General features: G+C 64.3%; 24 protein-coding genes. 9 read left to right on the top strand and 15 right to left on the bottom strand.

Features of this window, described 5'->3' with window-relative positions; translation table 11 throughout:
• Positions 1-276 precede the first annotated feature (276 nt).
• The 5 genes from AC1DKD_RS06950 to AC1DKD_RS06930 all read right to left on the bottom strand — a co-directional run bounded on the left by AC1DKD_RS06950 (position 277) and on the right by AC1DKD_RS06930 (position 7,104).
• A complete protein-coding gene (locus AC1DKD_RS06950; protein ID WP_441634352.1) occupies positions 277-2,853 on the bottom strand; it encodes a fimbria/pilus outer membrane usher protein in 2,577 nt (858 codons plus the stop codon).
• A gap of 219 nt (positions 2,854-3,072) precedes the next feature.
• Positions 3,073-3,849: a fimbria/pilus periplasmic chaperone gene (locus AC1DKD_RS06945; RefSeq protein ID WP_441634350.1), complete on the bottom strand. Its 777-nt coding sequence runs from the start codon at positions 3,847-3,849 to the stop codon at positions 3,073-3,075.
• Positions 3,850-3,961: 112 nt separating this feature from the next.
• A complete protein-coding gene (locus tag AC1DKD_RS06940) occupies positions 3,962-4,513 on the bottom strand; it encodes a fimbrial protein (RefSeq protein ID WP_441634348.1) in 552 nt (183 codons plus the stop codon).
• Positions 4,514-4,742: 229 nt separating this feature from the next.
• Positions 4,743-5,393, bottom strand: a complete 651-nt coding sequence (locus AC1DKD_RS06935) for a response regulator (RefSeq protein WP_441634346.1) — start codon at positions 5,391-5,393, stop codon at positions 4,743-4,745.
• A 523-nt stretch (positions 5,394-5,916) separates the two neighbouring features.
• A complete protein-coding gene (locus tag AC1DKD_RS06930) occupies positions 5,917-7,104 on the bottom strand; it encodes an EAL domain-containing response regulator (RefSeq protein ID WP_441634344.1) in 1,188 nt (395 codons plus the stop codon).
• 427 nt (positions 7,105-7,531) lie between these two features.
• Here AC1DKD_RS06930 and AC1DKD_RS06925 point away from each other — a divergent pair, with 427 nt between their 5' ends.
• Together AC1DKD_RS06925 and AC1DKD_RS06920 are read left to right on the top strand one after the other, a co-directional pair.
• Positions 7,532-8,197: a response regulator gene (locus AC1DKD_RS06925; protein WP_441634383.1), complete on the top strand. Its 666-nt coding sequence runs from the start codon at positions 7,532-7,534 to the stop codon at positions 8,195-8,197.
• A 31-nt stretch (positions 8,198-8,228) separates the two neighbouring features.
• Positions 8,229-11,270 (top strand): ATP-binding protein, encoded by a 3,042-nt coding sequence (locus tag AC1DKD_RS06920; protein WP_441634342.1) that lies wholly within the window; start codon positions 8,229-8,231, stop codon positions 11,268-11,270.
• Between the two features lie 181 nt (positions 11,271-11,451).
• On the opposite strand, the gene AC1DKD_RS06915 is transcribed toward AC1DKD_RS06920, so the two are convergent.
• The 3 genes from AC1DKD_RS06915 to AC1DKD_RS06905 all read right to left on the bottom strand — a co-directional run bounded on the left by AC1DKD_RS06915 (position 11,452) and on the right by AC1DKD_RS06905 (position 14,230).
• Positions 11,452-12,024, bottom strand: coding sequence for a hypothetical protein (locus AC1DKD_RS06915; protein ID WP_441634340.1), 573 nt, complete (start codon positions 12,022-12,024; stop codon positions 11,452-11,454).
• Between the two features lie 92 nt (positions 12,025-12,116).
• Positions 12,117-13,511 (bottom strand): carotenoid oxygenase family protein, encoded by a 1,395-nt coding sequence (locus AC1DKD_RS06910; RefSeq protein WP_441634338.1) that lies wholly within the window; start codon positions 13,509-13,511, stop codon positions 12,117-12,119.
• 92 nt (positions 13,512-13,603) lie between these two features.
• Positions 13,604-14,230 (bottom strand): TetR/AcrR family transcriptional regulator, encoded by a 627-nt coding sequence (locus AC1DKD_RS06905; protein ID WP_477101815.1) that lies wholly within the window; start codon positions 14,228-14,230, stop codon positions 13,604-13,606.
• 224 nt (positions 14,231-14,454) lie between these two features.
• On the opposite strand from AC1DKD_RS06905, the gene AC1DKD_RS06900 reads away from it, so the two are divergent.
• On the top strand, positions 14,455-15,384 hold the full coding sequence (locus AC1DKD_RS06900) for a LysR family transcriptional regulator (protein ID WP_045236505.1): 930 nt from the start codon (positions 14,455-14,457) through the stop codon (positions 15,382-15,384).
• Positions 15,385-15,436: 52 nt separating this feature from the next.
• Here the strand turns inward: AC1DKD_RS06900 and AC1DKD_RS06895 are convergent, their stop codons facing one another.
• A complete protein-coding gene (locus AC1DKD_RS06895; RefSeq protein WP_441637367.1) occupies positions 15,437-15,946 on the bottom strand; it encodes a DUF6630 family protein in 510 nt (169 codons plus the stop codon).
• Positions 15,947-16,031: 85 nt separating this feature from the next.
• Complete coding sequence (locus tag AC1DKD_RS06890) at positions 16,032-16,721, bottom strand: ArsR/SmtB family transcription factor (protein WP_441637365.1); 690 nt, start codon at positions 16,719-16,721, stop codon at positions 16,032-16,034.
• 91 nt (positions 16,722-16,812) lie between these two features.
• Between AC1DKD_RS06890 and AC1DKD_RS06885 the strand changes: the two genes are divergently transcribed.
• From AC1DKD_RS06885 to AC1DKD_RS06870, 4 genes are all read left to right on the top strand, one after another.
• A complete protein-coding gene (locus tag AC1DKD_RS06885; RefSeq protein ID WP_441637363.1) occupies positions 16,813-17,970 on the top strand; it encodes a cytochrome P450 family protein in 1,158 nt (385 codons plus the stop codon).
• 53 nt (positions 17,971-18,023) lie between these two features.
• A complete protein-coding gene (locus tag AC1DKD_RS06880) occupies positions 18,024-18,398 on the top strand; it encodes an antibiotic biosynthesis monooxygenase family protein (protein WP_441637361.1) in 375 nt (124 codons plus the stop codon).
• Positions 18,399-18,405: 7 nt separating this feature from the next.
• On the top strand, positions 18,406-19,161 hold the full coding sequence (locus tag AC1DKD_RS06875; RefSeq protein ID WP_441637359.1) for a sulfite exporter TauE/SafE family protein: 756 nt from the start codon (positions 18,406-18,408) through the stop codon (positions 19,159-19,161).
• 142 nt (positions 19,162-19,303) lie between these two features.
• Positions 19,304-20,413, top strand: coding sequence for an extracellular catalytic domain type 1 short-chain-length polyhydroxyalkanoate depolymerase (locus AC1DKD_RS06870; protein WP_441637357.1), 1,110 nt, complete (start codon positions 19,304-19,306; stop codon positions 20,411-20,413).
• Here AC1DKD_RS06870 and AC1DKD_RS06865 read toward each other — a convergent pair.
• Together AC1DKD_RS06865 and AC1DKD_RS06860 are read right to left on the bottom strand one after the other, a co-directional pair.
• Positions 20,410-20,787 (bottom strand): 2Fe-2S iron-sulfur cluster-binding protein, encoded by a 378-nt coding sequence (locus AC1DKD_RS06865; protein WP_441637355.1) that lies wholly within the window; start codon positions 20,785-20,787, stop codon positions 20,410-20,412. The two genes, AC1DKD_RS06870 and AC1DKD_RS06865, sit on opposite strands and share 4 nt — an antisense overlap.
• Entirely contained in the window at positions 20,784-21,395 is a 612-nt protein-coding gene (locus tag AC1DKD_RS06860) for an IMPACT family protein (protein ID WP_477101874.1), read from the bottom strand. Before AC1DKD_RS06860 ends, AC1DKD_RS06865 begins: the two co-directional genes overlap by 4 nt.
• A 322-nt stretch (positions 21,396-21,717) precedes the next feature.
• On the opposite strand from AC1DKD_RS06860, the gene AC1DKD_RS06855 reads away from it, so the two are divergent.
• Together AC1DKD_RS06855 and AC1DKD_RS06850 are read left to right on the top strand one after the other, a co-directional pair.
• A complete protein-coding gene (locus AC1DKD_RS06855; protein WP_477143124.1) occupies positions 21,718-23,739 on the top strand; it encodes a PhoX family protein in 2,022 nt (673 codons plus the stop codon).
• Between the two features lie 277 nt (positions 23,740-24,016).
• Positions 24,017-24,634, top strand: a complete 618-nt coding sequence (locus AC1DKD_RS06850; RefSeq protein ID WP_441637449.1) for a DUF938 domain-containing protein — start codon at positions 24,017-24,019, stop codon at positions 24,632-24,634.
• 411 nt (positions 24,635-25,045) lie between these two features.
• Here the strand turns inward: AC1DKD_RS06850 and AC1DKD_RS06845 are convergent, their stop codons facing one another.
• The 3 genes from AC1DKD_RS06845 to AC1DKD_RS06835 form a co-directional block, all read right to left on the bottom strand.
• On the bottom strand, positions 25,046-25,576 hold the full coding sequence (locus AC1DKD_RS06845) for a fumarate hydratase (RefSeq protein WP_441637447.1): 531 nt from the start codon (positions 25,574-25,576) through the stop codon (positions 25,046-25,048).
• A 170-nt stretch (positions 25,577-25,746) separates the two neighbouring features.
• The gene (locus tag AC1DKD_RS06840; protein WP_477143123.1) at positions 25,747-26,340 is read right to left on the bottom strand and encodes a DUF1439 domain-containing protein; all 594 of its coding nucleotides are present in this window, start codon (positions 26,338-26,340) and stop codon (positions 25,747-25,749) included.
• Between the two features lie 120 nt (positions 26,341-26,460).
• On the bottom strand, positions 26,461-26,664 hold the full coding sequence (locus tag AC1DKD_RS06835; protein ID WP_045236516.1) for a SlyX family protein: 204 nt from the start codon (positions 26,662-26,664) through the stop codon (positions 26,461-26,463).
• Positions 26,665-26,948: the final 284 nt, after the last annotated feature.

The following is a 26,948-nucleotide window of genomic DNA, read 5'->3' as shown; positions in this document are numbered from 1 at the left end:
ATATTGATATGGCTATTGATATGTTTATTGATATAGCTGGTAAGATTTTTCATCGCTGTTCCAACGTGATATGTTGTTTGTATTTCGCAATTGGTTTTTTAATTGCTAATTTAATTTTTTCGCGCTGCATCAAATGCAGATGCGGCCCAGCGAGGCCAATTCCACCAATTCATCAGGGTCGATATCGTATGTCTTTGAATATTGATGGATCCCTAAGATCTCGCTGCGCGCGTAGCCCCCACATCGCGCAGCGTCCTGCACATCCAAACCTCTTTCTTAGCGATTCGGCCGGTTCACCGCATAGGACGGCTTTTCTGCTCCGTCCGCGCATGCCGCATCGATGCGCTGCAGCGGCTGCAGCCCCTTCTGCTTCTTCCGCTCCGGCAGCTTGTAGGGGACATGGCACACCGCCGATTTGTCCTTGCCCCATTTGACGGTCAGCTCGCCCTGCGACTCCAGGCCGCGCGCGAAGATCTTGCCCATCTGGCCGACCGAGCCGACCTCTTTCCCTTGCTCGTTGAGCACGGTTGCGCCAAAGGGCAGCGGCGAGCCGTCCGGCCGCCGGGACCGGATCAGGGCGGAACGCCCGGACTCCGTGGCAAATTTCAGCAGCGGGACGGATCCCGCCAGCGGCGCTACGCGCTGGCTGGTCTCCTTGAGCTCGACGTCGGTCGACAAGCCCTTCGGATCCAGCTCGATCATGTTCATATTGAACGGCGTGAGGTACGGCACGATCGCGTAGCCCCGGCTGTCCACCCGCACGCCCGATGCATTGGTCACGCGCGCACCGGCCGCTTCCGGCGCTTCGATGATCGCGAACGTCTCCGACAGCGGCTGCGACAGCGTGATCCCGCCGCTATGCGCGACCATGGCGCCGCGCGCCGACACGGAGGCCTGCTGGTAATCCGCGCCGCCGCTGACACTGGCGCTGAGCTCGGCGACCGGCGCGCGATACATCACGTTGGCGCCGCCATTGGTCGTCGAGCTGCCGTCTCCGGACGAGTGATTGGCGTTCAGGCCGTAGGAGAAATTGTTGTCCAGGCCGGCCGAACCGGAGAGCGACGATTGCAGCTGGGTTCTCCCGTTGCTGTCGTGCACCATGTTGCCCGACACCGTCACGGGGGTCTTGCGGCCCAGCGGAATCGTCACGCCGACGTAGTACTGCGTGCTCATGCCGCCGCTCGGGCTGCGCTGGCGCGTTGCCGAAACGCTGTAGGAAATATTCTTGTAGGCATTGCTGTAGCCCACCGAATAATTCACGTCCGAACCGCTGCGGTTCCAGTACGTTGCCGTGGAGGCGGTCGCGCTGAGGTTACCGCCGCGCTCGCCTAGGCGCTGGTTGAGCGTCAGCGATGCGCGATTGCGCTGCCGCCATACCGTGTCGATCGAGTTGCCGCGTTCGGCCTGCTCGCGTGCGAGCATGGCGTCATTGAGGCCGAAATACCCGGCTGTCGAATAGCGGTAAGCCGCAATCGAAACGTTGGTGCCGGTTTGCACCACGTTCTTCGCATAGCTCACCCGCACACTGGAGCCGTCGAACCGCTTCACGCCCGGAATCAAGGTGCGTGCCTGCGTGATGTCGGCCCCCATTGCGCCGAACGAGGTGTTCAGCACGCCGCCGCCCATCACGGACACGTAGCCTTCGGCCACGGTGATACCGCCATAGCCGGTCAGCAGGTTGGTGAAGCCGCGCTGCCAGGTGGCCTGGGTGAAGAGGGGATTCTTCGAGCTCTGCTGATTGCGCACCGTTCCCGCCACCACGCTGTAGCGGTTGGTGCCGGGACGCAGCGAAAGCGGCACCGCCGCGTACGGCACGGAGAACGAATGCACGACGCCGTCCGCTTCCGTGACGGAAACGTTCAGGTCGCCGCCGTACCCGGTCGGGTAAAGATCGTCGATTTCGAACGCGCCCGGTGCGACCGTGGTTTCGTAGAGCTTGACGCCGTTCTGCGAAATCGTGACCCGCGCGTTGCTCTTGGCCACGCCGCGCACGACCGGCGCGTAGCCGCGCAACGAATCCGGCAGCATCCGGTCGTCCGAGTAGACGCGCACCCCGCGGAACTGGGTGGAATCGAACAGCTCGCCCGAGGTATAGGATTCGCCGATGACGAGCTGCGACGACAGCGACGGCAGACTCCGCTGCACATAGGTTGCAACGTTCTGGTACTTCTGGCGTCCTTTGTCATCCCAGTTGTACGACCCGTCGTGACGGAAATGCCAGGGCCCCAGGTTGATGCCTGTGTTCAGGCCGAGATATCCCTGTGTCTGGGTGTTGCTGCCCTGGTTCTTGGTGCTGTAGACGTTGAGGTTGTAGCCGAGCATCCCGACGGGAACGCCCTGATCCCATTGATCCGGGCTCACGTACCCGCGCGGGTTACGCACGAGCGAAACCTGCGGAATGCTGAGCGTGAGCCGTTGTTCGCTGAAATCGAAACTGGTGCTCGCGTCCGGAATGGCTTGCCCGAGACGAATGCATGCATCGGGCTCGGCGAGCGAGACCTTCACATGGTGAGGCAACTTGCCGAGATTGACACCGGCCTGCTTCAGCAGCGCTTCGTTGAAGCAAGGCTGGGCATCCGCCGTACCGGGCACGGCCTTGAACGGAACGCTCGCGCGCCCCACCCAGTTCTGCTCGACATAGAGGTCGACACTGTACGTGCCCGGCTGGACGACATTGGCGCGCTGGAACTTCGACAGGTCAACGGTGCCGGCGCTGTTGTTGAGAAAGCCGCCCTCGAACTCGACTTGCGCGACCTGCAGCGCCTCCGGAGTTCCGCCGTCCGCGTGCGCGTTGCTCTGCCAGCCGGCCAGGCTGGTCAGCAGCAACGCGCATATTGGCCGCAGCTGCGGCATGTGACCAATATCGGAATTCGGACGCTGAATCGGCGGCATACAAAACACTCCGGGAGGAAAACTTCAGGCGATCATGGATCGGACCACGACATCAGAGCTAGGGTCCGATCTTGCCGCCCGACATGCGTACGTGGCACACGGATGCGCAACGGCTACTTGTGAGAGATTTCTGGTGCCCCAGCAGTGGGGCTGGTGATGACGTGCTGACCGGCCAGGCTACTACCGGAGGTCGGTGACGACGGGCATTTGGGCATTCCTGCTGCCGCCCCAATCGTCGATGCTGCTGAACTCGACTGTCGCTTCCGTGGTGGGCATCGATTCCAGCCCCTTGACCGGGAAGGTCTGCGACGCGCCGGGCAGCACATGGCCCATGCCGGCATCGAGTGTCTTCCCACCCATCTTCAACTGGACGCTGCCGAGGCTGACGACATAAGGGGTTGGGTTGACGGTTTTCAAGACATACTGCTGATCGCTTGCGCCCCTGGTGAGCTGCCATTTGAGCTGGGCGGGGGCTTCCTCGGCTTTGCCGGGCAAGCCGGTCGGCCGGTACATCAGTTTGATCCGTGTGCGAAAGGCGACCTGGAGCAGGTTGCGCTCATCTTCGGCGCTCGGTTTCGGGGGAACGTCCAGTACGTTGAGCCAAAACAGCGTTTCCTTGTCAGTCGCCATCGGCTCGTTGGTATGGATCACACGCAGGGTCTGGCCTTTGCCTGGCTCGACCCGGAACATGGTCGGTGTGAGCGTGAACGGCACATCGATCTTGTCCGGCGTTTCATTTTCATTGCCGTTTCCCTTATCGATCCAGGCCTGAACCAGCGAAGGGAGCTTGCCATCGTTCGTGAGCTTGATGGTCATCTCCCGCTCTTCCGCGGGAAAGATCAGGCGGGTTCCAGACACGACGACCGTGGCATTGGCCGATGTCGCAATCGATGCGGAAACAATCGATGCGGACGCAATCGCCATCGCCGTCAGTAACTTCGGAATGCTGTGTCTCATATGACTGTCCTTTGAGTTATACCTCCTGTCGCAAGCCGCCGACCCGTTCGGGTCGGGCGGCTTGCAAAGCTGGTACGATCAATCCCCGGAAATCAGGGATCCGTCTTCGCGCTTAGGGATACATCAGGGTGTATTGCACGAACGAGTTCGCGGTACCCGCCGTCGACACGCCGGTCGCCGTGTATTCGGCGGCGTAGCTCATCTTCGCGCCACCGCTGGTGGAATCGATGTTCACGACCTGCGAGTTCTGGTCGGCGCTGGCTGCACCCACCTTGATCGGCGCGGACTGATCGTTCAGCAGGCCGATTTCCACGTTGGTAGCGGCGTCGGTACCTTGCAGCTTCAGACGGCCCGTGTCGGCGTTGACGGTCGTGCCGGGTTCGAAGGAAACCGAGACCTTGGTGGGTGCATCCTTGGCGACGCTGCAGCCCGTCAGCGTGAGGACGAACGGCGTACGGCCGGCAGTGGCGCCCGCCTTGGACAGGGTGTTGGTACCCACGCGCGGCAGCGCCACGGTCAGGTCGTTGGTGCCGCCATTGATCTTGCAGGTGGAAGCGATCACGCTGCCGGTGAAGTTGATCGTGCCATCGGCAGCTTGCGCCGAACCGGCTGCGGTCATCAGGCCAGCGGTTGCCAGGGTGATTGCCAGGATTTTCGTTTTCATTTAGGTTTCCTTTCGGAGGTTGCAAAAAATGGTTGCAAATAACGCTTGATATGCGGAGCCAGTCAGCGGTGCTGCGAGTGAATGGCTTTGCATTCAGGCATGGTCGAGACTACGCACTCTGTTATGAGACGTGCCTCGGTACAGAGTGGCTCACAGCCGGTACCGTGGGCGACCCCGTATCAGGGAAGTCAGCCAGAAGATGATGATTGGCTTCTGCGACTACGATTCATCAATGCTGCTGGCCGACACTGCTGTCAATGCCATATCTGATGAGATCGACATTGCTCTTTATTCCGAGCTTTCGCATGGCGCTCATCTTCTGGCAGCTTATTGTCTGCTTGCCCTTCTTGAGCAGGGCTGCGATTTCACCGACGGTCATCCCGGAGATATAGAGGCGCATCACCTCCGATTCGCGGGGAGAAAGCGGTTGCGATTGTTCGATATCGGACTCAAAACAAGATAACGCCGCACGGATCTGCGAAGAAACATATTCGCCGCCAGATGAACTGACAAGAATTGCGGTGATTATCTCTGCTGCATCGTCTTGCCACCCTACAATTGCGGAGACGCCAAGGGACAATACAGACTTGATAATGGCGGGCTGCTTGTAGCTCGTCAGGACGACAATTTTCACATTTGGGTGAAGACGCCGAAGACGAGAGAGGTAAGCCAGCCCATCGCCAGATTCGCTTCCGCGAATCGCGTAATTCGTAATAACAACATCACACTGGATGTCGGATAGTGTATTAAATAGTTCTTGCGACGTTTCACACGAAGCCAAGATGGATATCTTCGAAATTGAATTCAGCGCGCATTTCAGGCCACTCAGCATCAATGGAGTGTCGTCAGCCAGAACAACGCTTATATTAAATTTACGCATATTAACCTTGGCGCCTTTCTGCAGATTAAATAGTCATCCCCTGTAACGGTGTAGGTGGGTGGGCTTGCAATATGTATATGATGTCCGATTTTCGATCCCAAAAATATGGGACAAGTACGAAATTCACGCTACTTAATAGGACGAGTCCTAATTTTAAGAATTGTTCACACTTTGGATCTTGCGGCATCCCAGCCTGGGCAGGCCGCGCAGGCATGCCCGGCGATGCCGGCGCGAGCTCGCGGGAAACAGGAGCGGATCAAGGTCGAAGCGGGAGCATTTGGGGGCTTGGGACACGCCACTTGCCATGTCAATGAGGGTGCGCCGAGCTCGCCTGCTGGGGGGGGCGGCGCATGCCGCAGAGCCTCGTGCCCGGGGGCGGGGAAGGGGGGCAGGGGAGCGCGGTTGCCTATGCGAAAGCGAAGGCGCTGAGAGAGGGGCCACACCATGTTTCGTCGCGAATCACGGCGATCCGCTTCAGGTCAAATTGCAAAGTGGCGCAGGACGACAGGACGGCGGGCGGCCATCAGCCTGCGGAGAAGAAGCGGACTATTGCATCCTGCCGGATCGCGGGCGATATCAGAAAGCCCTGGGCTCTGTGACAGCCGGCCTCCTGGACAATGCGCAGTTCGGCTTCGGTTTCCACGCCTTCGGCGACGACGGTCAGGCCCATTTCGCGTCCAAGCCGCACTACGCTCGAAAGGGCGGCACGAAAGGCATCGATCATGATGGCGTCTTTCACCATGGACCGATCCAGCTTCAGTTCCGTGAAGGGCGTCGCCACCAGTCTGTAGAACGAACTGAAACCGCTGCTGAAATCATCCTGCGCCAGGCCAAAGCCGTGCATGCGCAGTCTGCATGCGCCAGCGTAGTAGTTGCTTTCCTGCGCTTCCATGGTGTCTTCGGTCAACTCGAAACCGATAAGACGCGGGTTGCCGTTGCATGCTTTCACCTGCGCGTGCAATCGATCGGGAAGATCCGGGTCGTCGAGCAGCTTTGTCGTGAGGTTCACGGAGACGGCAATATCGTGGCCGGATGCGCTCCACTGCCTTTGTGCGGCGAGTGTCTGTGCCAGCATGGTTTGCAGCAGGTGGGCCTCAAGCCCTTCACGCTCAATGTCGGGCATGAAGGCGCCGGGCAGCAGCAGCCCGAATTCCGGATGCTCCCAACGCACCAACGCCTCCGCGGCGTGGCCCAGGTTTTCGGCCAGCGCGTATTTTGGCTGGAACCAGGCCTGCATTTCGCCGTTTTCCATCGCGGAGATCAGGGTATCGCGCTGAAAATCCGGGATGTTGCCGGAACGGACGGGATGTGCATGCTTGACACTCCCGATATATGTGTCGAGGGCTGCATTCACGGCATCCTGGGCGAGCGGCTTCGGCAACGTAGCCATCACCGCTATGCCCCGCGATTCGGCGACCTTGCGGGCGCCGACCAGTATCGGCTCCGATGCGGCACTGGTGACCACCAGGGCCGGTGCGAACGGCGACGTAGGCAGGCTCTGGATGATCTGGATGCCGTCGACGCCGGCTACATTGAGGCCGGTGACAATCAGGTCGAAGGCGCACTCGCCCAGGCGCTGCAAGGCTTTGGCTCCGTCAATGTAGCCTTCGACATGATGCCGGCCCTGGCAGGCGAACATTTGCATCGTGGCGGAAAGGTGCTGCGGACTCTCTTCCACGACCAGGATGCGATGACGGCTCGCGCCGCCCATACCGCAAGGCCTGGCGTGGGTGCGTGCGCCACAACCGTGCATTGGGTTGCCATGAACCTGGGCTTGATGAAGCGCGAGGGAATTGAGAGATCCTTTCATACCGACAGGATACGAGGATGGCCGGCATTTCAGAATAGGACGAGTCTGAATTGAGGGGGTGACTAGGTACTTACTTACCGAATGAATGAACGAGCGAAGCGCTAACCTTACCCCTCGTCGCGAGGAAGTGGCCATTGACGGGGATCGGATACCATTGGTATGACCCTATTCGCACATCGGCGGACTAATAGTGATCTATAAGTATCATTTTGTGTTGGATTTAAGCGCTGCCGCTGTGCGGCCTGACAACTGTTGTTTGTGGTGAGCTTGCGCTATTTGCCATTCGCACCCCGGGGGTCTTGTGCAACTTTCTACAAGCGTGGGCTCGATGGATGACTTTCATTTGCGTGTCGTGGTCGCGGACGACCACCCTGTCACGTTGCTTGGCATTGCCCATTCGCTGCAGGGGGTCAGCGGAATCCAGGTGGCGGGGACAGCCTCAAGTTCCACGGAGCTGATTGACGCCCTGAGTCAGCAGCAGTGCGACGTCCTGGTTCTCGACTATGTCATGCCGGATGGCAAGTACGGCGACGGACAGGCACTTATCTCGATGATCCTGCGGCGGTATCCCGAGGTCCGCATCGTGACCATCACCATGGTGGATGATCCCGCGGTGCTGCGTGCCATCCAGAAGCTTGGCGTGACTTGCATCCTGAGCAAATCCGATGCAATGGCGCATATCGTCACCGCTGTGCATGCCGCCCATACCGGTGGGCAGTACTTGTCGCCCACCGTTGTGTCCTTGCTCGAAGATCAGGAGTCCCCGGACGGTACTCGCAAGCTGAGTGTCCGCGAGGCGGAAATCGTGAGATTGTTCCGCGCGGGCTACAAAGTGGGCGAGATCGCCGCCCAACTGCATCGCAGCAAGCAGACCATCAGCGCGCAGAAGGTCGCGGCCATGAAAAAGCTTGGGGTCACGCGCGATGCGGACCTGATCCGTTACGCCGGCAACGAAACGCAGCAGGAGCCGGAAGACGGCCCGGAGCAAGCGTGATGCGAGCGCGCCACGTGATGTCAATTTCGCCATGAAACTGAAACGCCTTGTCAGGCACCGCAGCATGCGCAGCCGCCGCGACTTCAATCCCGAGTTGATGAAGCGGCGTCAGCTTGCCCTGCTGTACGGAGGTGGTGCCGCATTATCGGCTTTTATCCTGCTGTGCTCGGTGTTGGCCGTGTGGATGGCGGCCAGTGACTACAATGCGGCCGCACGCGCCAGCTTTCTGACGCAGGAATCCAGGCTCCTTGTCAGCATGACAGGGGCCGGCGCGGTCCTGAAGCGGGGCACGGGCTATGCAGAAGGCGTGTGGGATAGCCAGGGGCAACCGTCGGCAGCCTTGCGCGAACAGTACCTTTCGCATAACGGTCAACTGTGGATCAGCCAGGATTCGGGCCGCCGCATCTATGCCGTGGCCACCGAGGTCACCGACGTCCGGCCAGCATCGAGCTTCCTGCCACTGCTGGCAATGGTGGAGAAACAGCTCAAGTCCAGTATCGTGCTGACGCGGACTCCCGAGCTTTCCGCGAACACCTATTTCTATTCAGTACAGGGGGATTTCCTGGCTACGCTGCTCCGGTCGGGAAGCGGCTACGCTGTACCGTCGTCACGGCTGCCCGATGCGCTCCGGTTGTTCAGGGAGGCCTGGCCGGACGTCGTCAGCCTCACGCAGGCTGCTGTAGCGCATCCCGAAGCCGCGCCGGCGGACGTGGTCTGGATGGCGCCGCAATTTGATCCGCTATCGGGTGAGCTGATGGTCCGCTTCGCACAGTTCCTGTTCGACAGCGATCGCAGGCCGCTCGGCATCGTCGTTGCCAGCAGGCGTCCGGGCCGGTTCCTGAATGGCCTGCAGAATCCGTTCCATGGGGGCGAGTTCGCCATTCTCGACCGGCGCGGCAAGGTACTGTTGACGCCCGACGGCGATCGGAGCGCCTTCATCAACCGTGTGGCAGCCGCGCATGTCGCTGCGGCGCGGCCGGGCGTGCAACAGACCTTCAGGGATGGCATCTTCAAGGTCAGTGAGCGCATTCCGGGGACGGACTGGACCCTCATTTACGCTTATAGCCCTTACGCAATCCTGGCCGGCCTCAAGTATCGCCTGCTGACGATCGGCGCCCTTGCCGTGGTGGGATGGCTGTTGCTGTGGATCCGCATTGCCATCTATCGCCGCAAGATCCTCATGCCGGCCTACGAGCGCGCAGTGCGCCTGAAGGAGAGCCAGAAGCTCAACCGCGCGCTGATCCATACGGCGCCCGTGGGCCTTAGCCTGCTTGCGCATGGCGATGGCCGCGTGATCGTGGACAACAACGTGATGGCCCGATATGCCGAGCAGGTCAGCGCGCCGCCGCTGAACCAGCGGCTGTGGGAACTCTATCGCCGTGCGTCGGAAGAGCGTCCAAACCGGATCCGGCCGTTGATTGGCCAGGAGTTGACCCTTGGGGCGGACACACAGGCCTTGACGCATCTGCTGGTGAATTTCACCCATGTCAAGTATCGAGGGGAAGCGGCAGTGCTTTGCGCGCTGCTTGACATCAGCGCGCAGAAGAAAACGGAGCAGAAGCTCAGGGAGGCGCGCCAGGCGGCCGACCAGGCCAACAAGGCGAAATCCACGTTCCTTGCCACCATGAGCCACGAGATCCGTACGCCGCTGAATGCGATGATCGGCAGCCTGGAACTGATGGGGCGCTCACCGTTGCCTGCCGGCCAGCGGCGTAGGCTGGAGATTGTCGAGTCTTCGTCCGCTTCGCTGCTTCGCATCATCAATGACGTGCTGGACGTTTCCAAGGTCGAAGCGGGGCAGCTGACCTTCGAATCCATTCCTTTCCGTTGCGACCAGTTGCTGCAAGACGTGCGCGACACGTTCGCGCCGCTGGCGGAGGCCAAGGGCCTGGCGCTGACTTGCGAAATCGCGCCGGGCGCCGCCGGCCACTTCCTCGGCGATCCGACCCGGATCCGGCAAGTGATCGCCAACCTGGTCAGCAACGCGATCAAGTTTACGGAATCAGGCCATGTGGCAATTCGCGCCGGCTTCGTGCAAGACAACGAGGTATCCGAAGTGCAATTCGAGATTGCGGATACCGGTATCGGGATGGATCCGGCCGTTGTACCAACGCTGTTTGCGCTCTATACGCAGGCTGACAGCTCTATCCACAGACGTTACGGAGGTACTGGCCTCGGGCTGCCGCTGTGCCGGCGCATCGTGGAGGCAGTGCAAGGCCATATTTCCGTCGACACCACGCCGGGGCGGGGCACCACGTTCACGGTCAGGTGGCCATTGCAACGGACGGAGGCGCCTTCGCACGGGTCACAGGACGGCGGCGCAACGTCGGCCAAGGCATCGGATGCCGCAAGTGCGGTGGAGTCCGATGCCGGCGAGCCGCCCATCCGGGTGCTTGTCGCGGAAGACCACCCGGCAACCCGTGCCATGCTGGCCGACCAGCTCGAACAGCTCGGCTTTGACGCGACGATTGTCGAACATGGCGCGAAGGCACTGGAGACGCTTGCGCACAGTCAATATGACATCGTGCTGACGGACATCGGCATGCCGGTGATGGATGGCTATGCACTGGCATCTGCCATCCGGCAGCAGTACCCAGGCTTGCCGGTTGTAGCGATGAGCGCGCATAGCATGCCGGAAGACGCGGCTCGCCGTCTGGAAGCGTCCATTTCCACCGTGCTGAACAAGCCTTTGCCGCTCGCGGTGCTGGAGCGTGTCCTGCGGGCGCGTGCCGGTAGAAGCCCTAGAAGAGAACCGGATAGCGACAAGACGCCGGCGGAATTGCCGATCACCCCGCAGGTGTGCGAGGCGATGCATTCCGCTACGCGGGAGGCAACGGCGGCGATTGCGGATGCCTTGCATGCGGGCGACGCCGGCGCAGTCCTCAATGCACTGCACTCGCTGAGCGGTGGCTTCGCACTGGTGGGAAATGCGACCCTGGCAGAACTCTGTAACGGCATGCGGCAAGTGGTTCGCAGCGAGGGACTCGATAGCTTCCAGGTGCTATGGCCAGCATTCCAGCAGGAGATAGAAGACGGGCTGGGCGCCTTGAAAGCCGGAAGTCAGGAAACCTGATGCACAACGCACCGAACGAAGCGGCCAGGATGCGCCAAAGCCGCCCGCGATGACGAAGGCCTTCACGCCCTCTCCCCTCATGGGGAGAGGGTTGGAGTGAGGGGCGGTCTGGCCAGGAGCCACGGGAAGCGAAGCCAACGGTTTTGCCCGGCACGACGGAATCCGAAGCTAGCGCTTGTTCCTACGCCCGTGTCTGCCCCGCCGCGGCGGCCTCCGCCGCGCGCCGTACCGCCGCCGGGTAGCGCACGGTAAAGATCACGGCGCCGGCGAAGGCGGCCACGGTGGCCGCGATGTCGATCCACAACGGGATCGCGCTGACATATTCCGCCGACGCGTCGGCGGCCACCATGATCGCCAGCGCGACGGCCCACGCCAGCGTGATGTGGCGGTTCACCGCCAGGAAGCGCGGCGCATTCCAGTATTCCTGTGGCACGCGCTCGCGCGCATATTGCAGCGTGAACGGGCGTCCGATCGCCAGCGAGATCGCCACGATGGCAAACAGGCCGGCATCCACCGCGAGCCGCACCGTGGCCACTGTCCATTGGGGCGACGCCATGAAGGTATAGAGCAGCAGCAGTGCGAACAAGGCAAGGCTCCCTATTTCCAGCACCTTTAGCGATTCGCCGCGCCGCCACATGCGCAGGCACATGAACAGCGAGACCGCGCAGGCCGAGGCCAGGCCAGCCAGCGGGGATGCCAGCCGCATGGCGATGAAGAAGGCGATGAAGGGGGCAAAGCCGGTCAGCATTCCCATGCTGGTCTCCTTGGTGTCGTGATGCGGCACGATGCGTGTCGTGCCGTCTTGCGTGAATGAACAGTGAGGCAAAGAAGCGCCAAGGCGCCGGCTCAGTCCGCGCCGTGCCAGTTGCCGTGGAAGCCGAATGGCACGCGGTGCGAAAGCTGTACCGTGGCGATCGGGCCGTCGGCCACCGCGCCGGCGTCCAGCACCACCAGGTCGCTGCGCGCCTGCGCGCCGCGGTAGACCGTGGCCAGCAGCCAGCCGTCGCCTTCGGCGCTGTCGGCCGCGCGCGGCACGAACACCGGCTCGGAGATGGCGTCGCCTTGCGGCAGCACATGGACCGCGCGCTTGCCGCTGCGCAGGTCGATGTGCGCCAGGCTGTCATAGCTGCCGCGCGCGCTGCTCTCGTGCTGGCGGAACGCGAAGTAGCCGTGACGGTAGGGCAGCGTGGCGAAGCGCTCATCGAAGCGAGGGAATTCCCCCGGCATGTCGTCCAGGTACTCGCGCGTGAAACTGTCGGACTTCCCGGCCATGTCAAAGGTCCAGCGGCACAGGCGCGCACCTTCGCCATTGGCGCCCGGATTGAACAGGGGCGCGCTCTCGTACTGCATCACGTCGGCGATGATCTTGTTGCCGGCTTCCCAGGCGTTCATGACGTGGAACACATAGCAGGCGGCGCCGCGGAACCAGCGCATCTGCGCGGTGCCGCCGTTGCGCGGCATGATGCCGATGTGCGAACCCTTCTCCGGCTCCCACGCATAGGCCGGCTCGCCGCGCATGGCGCGGTCCATGCTGCCGGTGAGCGGCAGGATGGGAAACAGCACATGGTTCTGCGTCACCATGAAATCGTGGACCATGCTGGGGAACGGCGCTTCGAAGCGTTCGAGGCGCTGCAACTGGCCGTTGCGGTCCACCACGCCGTAGCGCATGCCGGGCGTGAAAGGGCCATCGACGGAATAGGCGAAGAACACCATCTCGCCGGTGACCGGGTCCACCTTGGGGTGCGCGGTCATGGCGCCCTTGAGCTTGCCGCCGTAGTCGACGTCGCCKCGCGTGGCCAGGCTCTCGCTGTCCATTTCGACCGGCGGGTCGGCTTCTTCCAGCGCCAGCAGCCGGCCAGCGTGCCAGAGGATATTGGTGTTGGCCACGCCGTCGTTCTGGCCAAGCACCGAAGGGTCGGTGGTGGCGGGGTTGCCCCAGCTGCCGAACAGCGCATGACCGGCAGCCTGCTCGCGCTGGAATTTGTTGGTGCGCACCCAGCGGTTGCGGTAGCGCGCGCGGCCATTCTCGATGTGGAAGGCGTGCACCATGCCATCGCCGATAAACCAGTGGTACTGCGCGTCGCGCGGCGCGTATTGCGGGTTCGGGCCGTTGCGGTAGAGCGTGCCGCGCAGCGCGCGCGGCAGCTCGCCCAGCACCGGCAGATCGGGCGCGTCGCACTCCATCAGGATGGGGGCGAAGTTGCCGCTGAGATAGGGGGATGACGGGAACGGCTGGCTCATCTCGTGCTCCTTGTTGTCTGCTGCGGGGTTGGCTCCAGCGTAGCCGGGGGGCCGGGTTCGTTGCTGGCTTCGTTACTTGTTGCGTTATTCGCTTATTCGTTTTCGACGCCGGTTTCGGGGATGGGCGCGCGCATGCCTTGCGCCAGCAGCCGCATCATCTCGGCATGGATGGCCCGGAAACCGGGCCCGCCGGGCAGCTTGCCGGCCAGGTGCAGCATCACCAGGCCGTGGATCGAGGCCCAGATCACATAGCTCAGCACCTGCGGGTCGCCGTGGATCAGGCCGCGCTCCACCATGGTCTCCAGGTGCGCGCTCATGGTGCGGTGCGCGCGGGAGCCGGCGCGTTCCAGCTCGGGATAGCGGTCGCCGCCCGGCTGCGTCATGTCGAACATGAGCCGGTAGGCGTTGGGCTCGGCAAAGGCAAAGGCGAGGTAGGCCTCGCCCACCGCGCGCGCCCGCTCGCGCGGCTCGCCGACGCTGGCGCCGGCGGCTTCCAGCGCGGCGGCGAAGCGGTCGAACGCCGCCGTGCGCACGGCCGCCAGGATGTCTTCCTTGTCCTTGAAGTAGCGGTAGGGCGTCATCGGGCTGCAGCCCATTTCCTCGGCGAGCTGGCGCATGCTCACGCTGGCTACGCCGCCTTCGGCAAAGCGGCGTTCGGCCACCGCGCACAGGCGCGCCTTGAAGGTTTCGATTTCATCCTGGGTAAGGTTCTTTGCCATTTGTCAGTTGTGCTGCGATGGATGTCGTATGCCTTTTGAGGCATATCGTCAGATGGTCTGGCGATGATGTTTTACAGTGTATATTTACGATGTAAATTGTCAAGGAAAGCTTTTGCAGGAGACATCGGCGCACCATTGTTCGCCATATGGGACAATCGCCCGCATTGACGCGCACGACCGATGGCGCGCGTAAGGCGGCCCAAGGCGGCAAAAGGGATTGGCGCATGAAGACGATCGAATGGAAGGACTGGGAGATTTTTTGCCGGGTGGTGGAAGGCGCGAGCTTTACCAAAGGGGCCGACCTGGCCGATGTGCCGAAGTCGTCGGCCAGCGCGGCGGTGTCCCGGCTTGAGGTGCAACTCGGTGTGCGGCTGTTCGAGCGCACCACGCGCCGCGTGCGGGTGACCGAACGGGGCCAGCAACTCTACGACCGGGTCGCCCCGCTCTTTAACGAACTGCGCGAAATCAGCGCCGAGGCGGTGTCCGTTAGCGAGCAGGTCAGCGGCACCCTGCGCATTTCCACTCCGTACGAGGTTGGCTCGCTGCATCTGTCGCCCAGCCTCACGCGGCTGCTGCGGCTGCATCCCGAGTTGCGCGTCGAGGTGGATGTGAGCTGGGAGCAGCCCGACCTGGTCGAGCGGGGCTACGACCTGGTGTTCGTGATGACCCACACCGGCTTGCTCGACAGCTCCTTCGCCAGCAAACGCGTGGTGCTGATCGATCGCGGATTCTTTGCCTCGCCGGCGCTGATACGCGCGCGCGGATTGCCGCGCACGCCGCAGGATCTGGCGAGCTGGCCGACGCTGGGCAATGCCGACGACCGGCGCTGGGAGTTCCTGCGCGATGGCGTGGAGGTGGCGAGCCTGGCGGTGGAGCCGCGCATGCGCACGCAGAACGCGGAGATCCGGCTCAAGGCCGCCCTGGACGGGCTGGGCGTGGCGCGGCTGTCGCCGCGCTATGTGCAGGACGAACTGGACCAGGGGCGGCTGGTGCGGGTGTTGCCTGCTTATTCGTCTGCGCCGCTCAAGGTCTATGTGCTGATGCCTGCGCGCAAGCTGATGCCGGCCAGCGTGAGGGTGTTTCTCGATGTGCTGGAGGAGACGTTGGGGCCTGGGGGCGCGGAAATTGTCGACACAGAGCCCAACTTCAACTGACTAACAGGGAACGTCCCCGGCCCGGAGGAGGCGGACCCGCATCCGCTCGCTCTCAATACGGCTGGTCGCCGGGCCTGATCTCCAGCCCCAGTGTTTCGCCCAGGCCGATCATCTCCTCATCGTCCTCGCCGCGCGCCAGCCAGCCGGCATAGGCGTCGCTCTCGGTGTCCCAGTTCCATAGCGTGATGCCGGCCACGCGCAATTGCTCGTGCGCCAGTTCCATCAGCTCGGGCACGCTGGTTTTTTCCAGGAACGCCTCGTCTTCGGGATCTTCCACGCCCCAGTCGAGTTCGATGTCGAGGCGGTCGCAAAGCTCGTCCATGCAGCTGATGAAAGACGGCGCGTCTTTCCAGTCCACATAGAAGCCGGACTCCCAGTCGATGACGTCCTTGAGGACCCACAGCAGCTCCTGGCCCTCGACCGCATCCGCGTCGTCCGAGCTGGCCAGTGCCTCGTCGAACAGCGTCTGCTGCTTCTCGATCATGACGGGATCGTCGAAGTTGATCAGCTCGATCAGGCGCCAGAGCGCGCGGTGCGTTTCGTCATCCAGTTCATCGCTCATCGCATCAGCCCTCCATGGGTGCGGCGCCATGACGTTCCGGCGCATTTGAAAACGGGGATTCCAACCGGGCAAGCGCGCCAGCCGCTCAAGTGGCGATGCGCAAGATCTCGCGTTGCCCGCGCGGCGTCACGCGCAGCGCGCGCGAGGTGGACGTGTGCTCTATCCATTTGCGGGCCATCAGGCTTTCGAGCAGCGCCGCGCCGAGCGCGCCGCCCAGGTGCGGCTTGCGTTCGCTCCAGTCGGGACAGGTGCAGGCGAACTGCCGCCGCTTGCGCCGCGCGACGTCGAGATCCACGCCGAGTTGCGCCATGCCTTGCGTGCCGCTCTCGGTCAGGTCGACGGCCGTGCCGGCCACCACGATCCAGTTGGCGTGCGACATGCGCTCGAACAGTGCAACCGCAAGCTCTCCCGCGAGATGGTCATAGCAGGTGCGGGCCTGGCGCAGCGCCGCCGGCGCGGTGCGCGAGGCGGGTACCGCGCGCACGCGCGGCGGCTGGCTCGCCAGCGACGCACTGGCCAGCGCCTCGATGGCAACGCCGATCTCGGGCGTGGCAAGCCGGTAGTAGCGATTGCGCCCGCGCGTCTGCACCGCGAGCAGCCCCCCTTCGCTGAGCCGCGCAAGGTGGCCGCTGGTGGACGATGCCGACAAACCGGCGATGACAGCAAGCTCGCCAGCCGGGCGCGCGCTGCCGTCCATCAGCGCCCACAACATGGCGGCCCGTCCGGGGTCGGCAAGCAGGCCGGCCATCTGGCTGATGCTGGGCGCGTATTCCATAGTTCATCTCGCGGTGAAACAACGATCGCAGTATAGACGCATACTCACCAATATCAACCGCGTTCCCACACCGATGCCCATGCCGATCCCGATGCCGTCAGATCCGCTTGCCGCCGTCACCCATGCCGACCCGGCGCCCTACTACCGCGGCCTCGCCGCGCGCCGGCCTTTCTATCGCGACGAGGCGCTCGGACTGTGGGTTGCCGCCGGCGCTGCCGAGGTCGCGGCGGTGCTGGCGCATCCCGCCAGCCGCGTGAGGCCGCCCGCGCAGCCAGTGCCTCCCGGGCTGGCCGGCAGCCCTGCCGGCGCGCTGTTTGGCGGCTTGATCCGCATGAACGATGGCGCGTGGAACGCGCCGCTCAAGGGCGTGCTGCTCAAACGCATGGCGGCCCTGGAACTGGGCGGCATGCGGCAGCGCGTGTCGGCGCTGGCGCAGGGTCTGCCCTTCGACCTGACGCAGCCTGGTGCTGCGGTCAATCACTGGATGTTCTCTCTGCCGGTGCTGGCCGTGGCCGATGCGCTCGGCCTGGCCGTAGCAGGCCAGCCCGGTGTGGCGATGCAGGCCGCTGCGCAGGTGACGGCATTCGCGCGGGCCATGTCGCCGTTGGCAACCGCGCAGGAGATTGCCGCCGGGAGCGAGGCGGCCACCTGGCTGCAGGCGTGGATGCGCGAGAGCTTATCGGCGGGCGCGCCGGCCTCCGCGCCAGGCCGGCCGCTGGATGCGCTGCAACGCGAAGCCCTTGCCGCCGGCGTGGCGAAAGCGGTGATCGCCACCAATGCGATTGGCCTGCTGATACAAGCGTGCGAGGCCACCGCCGGACTGGTCGGCAACATGCTGGTGCGGCTTGGCAGGGAGATGGCGCAAGGCCGGCGCCCGGACGAATCCGGCGCGTTGCGCGATGTCGCCGCGCTGGTGCTGCGCGAAGATCCGCCGGTGCAGAACACACGGCGCTTCCTGGCCACCGATGCACGCCTGTGCGGCGCGGACCTGAAGGCCGGCGATGGGGTGCTGCTGGTGCTGGCGGCCGCTTCGTTCGACGAGCGCATGCCGGGCGAGTGCGCGGACAAGGCCTCTCGGCCGTGGACCTTCGGTGCCGGCCGTCATGCGTGTCCCGGCGATGCGCTGGCCGCCTCGGTGGCACAGGCGGTGGTTGCCGCGCTGCTGGCACGCGGCGCGGATCCCGCTGCGCTGGTGCGGGCATTCCGCTACCGGCCCTCGCTCAATACGCGCATTCCGCATTTCCTCTGAGTGCCTGAACGGCCAGGCACCTGAAACACCGCAATCACAAAAGGACAATCACCATGATCGCAGTCATCTTCGAAGTCGAACCCGCCGAGGGGCGGATGGAGACGTATCTGAGCCTCGCGGCACAGTTGCGGCCCACGCTGGAAGCCATCGACGGCTTTATCTCGGTGGAACGCTTCCAGAGCCTGACCAACCCGGGCAAGCTGCTGTCGCTCTCGTTCTTCCGTGACGAGGCCGCGGTCATGGCCTGGCGCAACACGATGGAGCACCGCCACGCGCAGTCGGCCGGGCGCGGCGGCGTGTTCGCGGGCTATCGCCTGCGGGTGGCGCACGTGCTGCGCGACTATGGCCTGAACGAGCGCGAGCAGGCGCCGGCGGATAGCCGCGCGGTGCACCAGCCCATCGCGGCGCCTGCGTCGCGGGCGGAGTGAGCGGGCCATGGACTCGACGTTCCTGAGCGCGCAGATGGCGCTGATCGGCTTTACCTTCCTGCTCGCCGGGCTGGTCAAGGGCGTGGTGGGGCTGGGCCTGCCGACCGTGGCGATGGGGCTGCTCGGCCTGGCGATGCCACCCGCGCAGGCTGCGGCGCTGCTGGTCGCGCCATCCATGGTGACCAATGTGGTGCAACTCTACAGCGGCCCGCGGCTGGGCCAGCTGATGCGACGGATGTGGCCCATGCTGGCGGCCATCTGCGTGGGCACATGGCTGGCGGCGGCGCTGCTGCCGGCCAGCCTGATGGCGCATGCCACGTCCTGGCTGGGCGTGGCGCTGGTGCTGTACGCGGTGCTGGGCCTGGCCGCCTTCCACCCGAAAGTGCCGGCTGCCGCCGAACCCTGGCTGGGACCGCTGGCCGGCGTGATCACCGGTGTCATCACCGCCGTCACGGGCGTGTTCGTGATTCCGGCGGTGCCCTACATCCAGGGCCTGGACCTGGACAGGGAGACGCTGGTGCAGGCACTGGGTTTGTCGTTCACGGTGTCCACCATCGCGCTTGCGGTGAGCCTGGCGATGAATGGCGCGTTGCTGCATACGCCCGTCCTGGGCGCTTCGGTGCTGGCGCTGTTGCCCGCGCTGGGCGGCATGTTCGTCGGCCAATGGCTGCGCCATCGCATCAGCCCGGCGCGGTTTCGCAAGGTGTTCTTTTGCGGGCTGCTGCTGCTCGGCGCCGAACTGGCGCTGCGTGGGGTCTTCTAGGCTTGCTGAAGGCGAGGGAAAGCCTGACAGAACTTCCCGCTGCACGGCATACTGGTGGTGCGCTGCAGCGAAACGCTGCGCGTCCATGCCAGCCATGCGCCCTGACGGCGCATTCCATCACCCCGCGCAGGAGATGCCGCCGATGACGCGTCGCAAGAGCAGTGGCAGCAAACTCTGGAGCACCCTCGGCAAGATCGCCGCCCGCAACATGCGGCGCGCGCAGCGCACGGTCACGAAGTCCGCAATCAAAACGGCGGTGAGGCAGGGCGAGGCCATGAGCAAGGCCACGCAACGCGTGTTGAGCGGTGTCGTGTCCCCGGTGCCGGCGCCGGCAGGCCGTGGCGGGGGGCGCTGGGAAGAAGGAAGCTGGGGGCTGGGGCCGCTCGTGCAGCGCCGTTACCGGCTGTTTATTCCGCCAGGGGTGAGCGCTTCGCGTCCGGCGCCTATGCTGGTGCTGCTGCATGGTTGCGGCCAGGACACGGCCAGCTTTGCCACATGTACCCGCGCCGCGGTGGTGGCGCGCAGCGCGGGCTGCGTGGTCCTGATGCCCGAGCAATCCTCCCACGCGAACGCGCAGCGGTGCTGGAACTGGTTCGGCGCTTCCGCGCGCGTGGCGGCCGAGGCGAGCCTGCTGATGGCCATCGTCGAGCATGTGTGCCAGCAGCGCCCGATTCGCCGCGACCGCGTGTTCGCGCTTGGCCTGTCGGCCGGCGGCGCCATGGCGCAGATACTGGGGCTGCGCTATCCGGACCGCTTCGCCGCGGTGGGTTCGCATTCCGGCGCGGTGCCGCTGAGCGCGTCCAACGCCGCGCAGGCGGCGCGCGTCATGCAAGGCAAGGGCCACCCCGACGTGGCGGCCGCGCGGCTGCTGCTGGCGGGGCGCCGCCCGCCGCCCTTGCTGCTGGTGCACGGGGATGCCGATCACGTGGTGCACTTCGACAACGCGCTGGCTTCGGCCGCGTTGTGGCAGCAGTTGTTGCCGCAAGCACCCGTGCTGGCCGCACCACGCCGGGGGCAGCGCGGGCAGCGGCGGCCCTTCAGCGTCTACGCATGGTCGAGCGAGCGGCAGCCCTATGTCCGCCTGGTGCGGATCGAAGGGCTCGGGCATGCGTGGAGCGGCGGCCCGTCCAGCCAGGCCTTTGCCGATCCTTCCGGCCCGGATGCGCTGCGCATCGCGTGGCAGTTCTTCATGCAGTGCCTCGCTGCGCGGGCCGTGCCGGCGCGAAGGCGCAAGTTGGTCAGTGTGGCTTAAGCGCGGGAAGCGTCCGGCAGGCGCGCCAGCGGCGCCTCTATCACCACATCGCTCTCGGGATACGCCACGCAGGGCAGGATATAGCCCTCGTCGCGTTCGTCGAAGCTCACGCCCGGCCACTCGATGCGATAGGCAATCCGCCCTGCGGACAGCCGGCACAGGCAGGTGCGGCAGGTGCCATTGCGGCAGGAACTGGGGAGTTGCACGCCGGCGAGCAGCGCGGCTTCCAGCAGCGTCTGCGTGGGCAAGGCGGGAAAGCTGCTGCCCAGTGGTTCGACGCGCGCGGCAAAGGCCGGCGAAGGTGGCGAGGGGGGCGTGGCGGCATCGGCCGCGCCGCCGGAACCCGAACCGGGCGCGTGTGGGCCGTTGTTCATGGCTGCGCCTCGCCATCGTCCGCGCCGGGAAAGCGGGCGCGGCCATGCGTGGCGTCGCGCAGCGCGGCCCGCGCCGCGTCCAGCGCGCTGGCCGGCAGGCGGATCGTCAGCCGGGCGGCGGCGCCATGCTCGCCATGCGCCAGCACGTGGCCCTCCTGCTCGATCCAGCGGCGCACGCGCGCCTCGTCGGCGTAGTCCACCTCCGCAACCAGTTCGGCATAGGCGATGCGCTCGATGCGCTGCGCATCCTTCAGCGCCGCGGCGATGGCATCCGTATAGGCCCGCACCAGCCCGCCCGCGCCCAGCTTGATGCCGCCGTAGTAGCGCACCACGGCCGCCAGCACGCCTTCCAGTTCATGGTGGCGCAATACCTCCAGCATGGGCCGGCCGGCTGTGCCGGAAGGCTCGCCATCGTCCGACATGCCGGACTGGCCGCCTGCCAGCAAGGCCCAGCAGACATGGGTGGCGGTGGCGTGCGCTTCGCGCAGGCGCTGTAGTTCGGCCATGGCCGCTGCGCGGTCCTGCACGGGCATCGCGTAGCCGATGAAACGGCTTTTGCGGATTTCCAGGTCCGCCTGGACGGGAGAAGCGAGGGTGTAAGTCGGCACGGGTGGGGCCGCGTCACGGCGGGCCATAAGCGGCGCCGGCGGGCTGAGAGCTAAGGGAATCAGCTCCTGGCAGGGAGCGTGCGCCAGTGTACAACAGCGGCCGCGGCCGTCCGGGATGCGCGGATTGCCCTGATTACGCTGGTTAGGCTGATTTCGCGGGCGGTCCCTGGATGTCTGCGATTTAAGACACTTTCAACAAGTTGTAACAAATCATTCATAGGATGCGAATCGGCCTGAACGCCGCGCGGCTCCCCACAAGCGCGCGGCAAGGCGGCGCAGCGCGCGCCGCCCAATCACTCACATAACGAAACGGGAAAGAAGAATGCTCGACAAACCGGACGCATCCCRCCGCAAGGCGCTTAAATTCCTGGCCGGCGCACCCATGCTGCCGCTGGGCCTTGGCGCTTCCGCCTTCCTGGTTGGTTGCGGCGGAGACGGCGACGCGGTAGCCGCGCCGGTGCCGGCGCCGGCACCGGCACCCGGCACACCCGCCGCCGCCACCTTCACCACCGCCGAGTTCACCGGCATGGCGGCCCCCACGCTGGCCAACCCGGCAGCGATGGCGACCACCACGGTGGGTTCGAGCCTGAAGGTATCGTTCAGCGATGGCAGCAGCCAGACCTTCAAGCTGGCCTACCAGCCCTTCTTCGTCACCGGCGACATGGTCCCGGACGGCCAGGGCGGCACCATCCTGGCGGGCGGCTATGTCGACATCAACAACCAGCCCATCATCGACACGTCGGTGGCCGGCAAGGAACGCCAGTTCTTCTCGGACTCGCCGGATGGCACCTCGCTGCTCAAGATCGACGGCGCCAAGGTGGCCGGCGTGAAGGGCAACACCGTATTCGCCGTCGTGCAGTTCGAATACACCACGCGCGACCAGCTCGGCACCGACACCTACGGCCGCCTGCCGTCGCCGATCGCCGTGCTCACGCTGGATCAGGACCCGGCCACCGGCAAGCTGGCGCTGGTCAAGTACCACAACGTCGACACCTCGGGCGTCAACGGCCTGTGGATCACCTGCGGCGCCAGCCTGTCGCCGTGGAACACCCACCTGTCCAGCGAAGAGTACGAGCCGGAAACGTTCCCCAATGCGGCGGATGTTCCGACCTACACCGACCAGACGGATCAGTACACGAAGTTCGCCAAGAACCTGTACGGCAATGCGAACATCGCGTTCAACCCCTATCTGTATGGCCATCTGCCCGAAGTGACTGTCAATCCCGACGGCACCGGTTCCATCAGGAAGCACTATTGCCTGGGCCGCATCTCGCACGAACTCGTGCAGGTGATGCCCGACAACCGCACCGTGCTGATGGGTGACGACGCCACCAACAGCGGGCTGTTCATGTTCGTGGCCGACAAGGAGAAGGACCTCTCCGCCGGCACGCTGTACGTTGCCAAGATCGGTGCAGGCTTCTCCATCGATCCGGCGGCTTCCGGCGCGGACCTGTCCTGGGTCAAGCTCGGCCATGCCACCAGCGCAGAAGTCGAGGCGATGGCCAAGTCAAACCGCCCGGTCGACGTCATGGACGTCAAGTGGGCCGATCCCAGCGATTCGGCATACACCAAGATCTTCTCCGGCGGCAAGGCGCAATGGGTCAAGATCCTGCAGGGCAAGGACAAGGCCGCCGCCTTCCTGGAAACCCACCGCTACGCCTACCTGAAGGGCGGCAGCATGGGCTTCACCAAGATGGAAGGCACCACCGTCAATATCAAGGACAAGGTGGCCTACTCCGCGCTGCAGAACATCCAGGACTCGATGGTCACGAACAACGCCAAGGGCTGGAATGCGCAAAGCGGCATCTCGCTGCCCGCCGCGCTCAAGGCTGGCGGCGTGATGCAGCACAACCTCGCCGGCGGCCAGAAGGACCTGGACGGCGCCGCGATCAACAGCGAATGGGTGCCGGTGCATACCAAGGCCCTGATCGTCGGCAAGGACATCGGCGCGGATGCGCTGGGCAACACCGGCGACCCCGAGACGATCGCCAATCCGGACAACCTCAAGTTCTCGGAGAAGCTGCGCACCCTGTTTATCGGCGAAGACAGCGGCCAGCACGTCAACAACTTCCTGTGGGCCTACAACGTCGACACCAAGAAGCTGTCGCGCTTGCTGTCGGTGCCGTCGGGTGGCGAATCGACCGGCCTGCATGCGGTCGACGAGCTCAACGGCTGGACCTACATCATGAGCAACTTCCAGCACGCCGGCGACTGGAGCAGCCTGCATAACACCGTGAAGGCCGCGCTGGATCCGCTGGTCCGTGCCAACTACAAGGACCGCTTTGGCGCGGCAGTCGGCTACCTGACAGCCGATGTCACCAGCGTCAAGACGAGCAAGGCCTGAGTGCGGACTGGACCACGCGGAGGTTGAAGCCGGTGCGCAAGCAACGGTAATCCTGGCCGCGGGACGGTCCAGGCCCGCGTGGCTGAACGCCCCCGATGACAACGTCGTCGGGGGCGTTTTGCTTTGTGCCCCCTGGGTTTGGCGGCGTGAGCAACCGGACAGGCCGAAGGCGGCCCCGGTGGCGGGGGGTGGGGCATGCCTGCTACGCTTGCGGCAGCACATTGGCGGTGGCTCGATGTTCCGCGCCCTATTCCGTCCCCATAACAGGAGAAACGACATGCCGAACCAAGATGGCCAACTTGACGCACGCCGGATCGCGCCGGCCACCGACCGCAATCGCGACGCCATCCTGGCCGTGTTGCGCTGGGTATTGCCGCAGAGCGGCCTGGTGCTGGAAGTCGCCAGCGGTACCGGCCAGCACGCGGCGTATTTTTCCGCCGCGCTGCCGGACCTGACTTGGCAACCGAGCGATCCCGACGCGGCGGCGTGCGCGTCGATCGAAGGCTGGGCCGCGCATGCCGGCGTGGCCAACGTGCTTGCGCCGCTGGTGCTGGACGTGCGCCAGCCATCCTGGGGCATCGAAGCGGCACAGGCGGTGGTCTGCATCAATATGATCCACATCGCGCCGTGGGCGGCGGCCCAGGCGCTGTTCACCGGCGCCGGGCGCCTGTTGCCGGCCGGCGGCGTGCTTTACCTGTACGGCCCCTACCGGCGCAACGGCGAACACACCGCGCCGAGCAATGCCGCGTTCGATGCGCAGTTGCGCAATGCCGACCCGGAATGGGGCGTGCGCAATATGGAGGACGTGGCGGTGCTGGGCCAGGCCGAGGGTTTCCGCATGGATGAGCCAATCCCGATGCCAGCCAATAACTTCAGCCTGGTATTCCGAAAATAGGAAACTGCCGGCCGAATGCTGGCGGATCGCGGCCCGATTTGCCTGGATGGATGCTGGCTAATGCCGGGGGCAGGTAATCGCGGAAAGGGCGATTTGGGTTTTCCGGCCGGGTGTCCGCTTAACTCTTGGCTGACGCATCGGCTGAAGTATTGGCTCAAGTATTGGCTTGAGATCTGGCAGAAATGATGCCGGGAATGCGGGGGGGCCGGGGCGCGTGTTCACGCGATCGTGCCGAATTGGCCGATCGGTCAGGACTGCTGGAAAGACGGGGAATTTCGAAAGGAGATGTCCGGCTGGCCCTGCCAGGCGCCAGCCGGTTCGCACAAAAGTGGTGCGCGAAAGGGGGTCGAAGCATGGCGCGGATTGCCGCGCGCATGTCCGGGCCGCCCGCCGCGCTGGCCCTCGCGCGATTTACTTCGCGGCGACAGGCGCTTCTGCCTCGACCTTGACGGCCACGGCCTTCTTCGGTGCTGCCGGCTTCTTGGCGGCGCTCTTCGCGACGGCCTTCCTGGGAGCCTTCGGAGCTGCTGCCTTGGGAGCGGCGGCCGGCTTGGCGGCCTTCGGAGCTGCTGCCTTCGGTGCAGCGGCCTTCTTGGCGGCGGCCGGCTTGGCTGCAGCCTTCTTTGCCACGGCGGCCTTCACCACCGGCTTCTTGGCAGCGGGCTTGGCCTTTGCCTTTTGTGCTGCCAGCTTTTCCTTGGCGGCCTGGCGCTCTGCCAGCACGGCTTGCTTGGCGGCTTCGGCAGCCACCTTGATTTCGCGCTTGGCGGCTTCGATCGCCTTCTTCGCGTCAGCGCGCAGCTTCAGCAGGCCCTTCTTTGCAGCTGCCAGTTCGCGAGCCAGCACGCTGGCCTTCTTTGCCGGTGCTGCTGCCTTCTTGGCGGCTGCCGGCTTGGTCTTTGCTGCTGCGCTGGTTTGTGCGACTTTCTTAGCTACGGCCATTGTATTTACCCGTTAGTTGTAGGAGCGCGGAGTATAACCGGTCGCGCGGCATTACTCGCGCGCCGTGATATTAATCGGTGTGGTTCCTGGCTGAATGCGTGCGCGGATACAACATTTCCTGCACGGCAATGGCAGGGGCAATCGATGCGAATACGCAATACGTATTGCGTTTAACGCGTATTGACCTGAACCTTGATGCCATCGGGCAGCACAGTAATGGCGCCTGGTTCCACATCTTTGCCGGCGATGCGCAATTGCTCCGGCGTGAAGGTGTAAAGCGGGTAATCGCGTAGCAACTGCTGCGCCACCACGGCGCCGATCGCGTTCAGTTGCTCCCCATATTGCGCCGGCATGCCGTTTACCTGGACCCGCTCGACGGATGGATTGTCGAGCAGCACGGCGCGTTTTGCCGGATCGTATTTGAGTGCGCTGCTGAGCGAAAGCGTGCCGTTGATCGGCGGTGCCGGCAGCAAGGTATTGCCGAGTTGCGCGTCCATCTGGGTGGTCACGCGATTATTGGCGCCGTCGAATACCAGGCGCGGATGCGTCAGTTGCACGTCGATTACCTGGCCATAACGCAGCGTTGCGGGAAAGCGTTTTTCCACGGCAGCCTGCAATTCCTCGCGGGTGAATGTGTATTCGCCGGTCCAGACGTTATAGCCGGCCCAGGCGGTGGCGGCGCCAAGCATGGTGAGTGCTGTGACGGCTTTCAAGGTCCTGGCGCGGATGGACCGTGCGGGCAGGAGCCGGGTGCGGGGTTRCATGGTCGGCATGCTGCGGTGCCTCCAGGTTGGCGTTTTKCGCGTTACCCGGTCTGACCGCGGTGGTGATGGCTTTGTTCAATCGAGGCGGATTTTGTTGTTGCGGAGTGCCGCCATGCGTTCTCAATAATGCGGCGGGATTTCGTGCTGTGGGCCGCCTTCGGCGCCGCCGGTGCCGCTGGAGCGCATTTGCTGGTAGAGCGCCTGCAACTGCTCTTGCAGCAGGTCGATCTGGCGTTGTTGCCGTGCTACGGCGAGGTTGAGGCTGTCGAGGAGGTCGTCCTGGAAGGCAACCTTGATTTCGAGTTCGGTCAGGCGGGAATCCATTTTTGTGTTTTCCTGGGGGGTGGGGAATTGTAAGGCTTAATGGTTGGGTGGCTTTTTGATGGGGGTTGATGGTGTGAGTGGGCGGTGTCGGCTGTTGGACTCAAGGGCTTGGTGAGGTTTCTTTGCTGGTGGTGTTATTTGATCGGTGTTGGTTTTTGCACCCAACAGCCATACGACATCCCCCCTGCGGGGGGCTGCCGGTCACTTTTCTTTGCGTTCGGCAAAGAAAACTAACGAAAAGAAAGCCGACCCTGCCGGGGGCAGAGCAATCAGGCTGTTCGGCG

The organism is Cupriavidus sp. 05T313 (assembly GCF_056396665.1).
The sequence above is the reverse complement of the archived record's forward strand: the minus strand, read 5'-3'. Positions and strand labels throughout refer to the sequence as shown.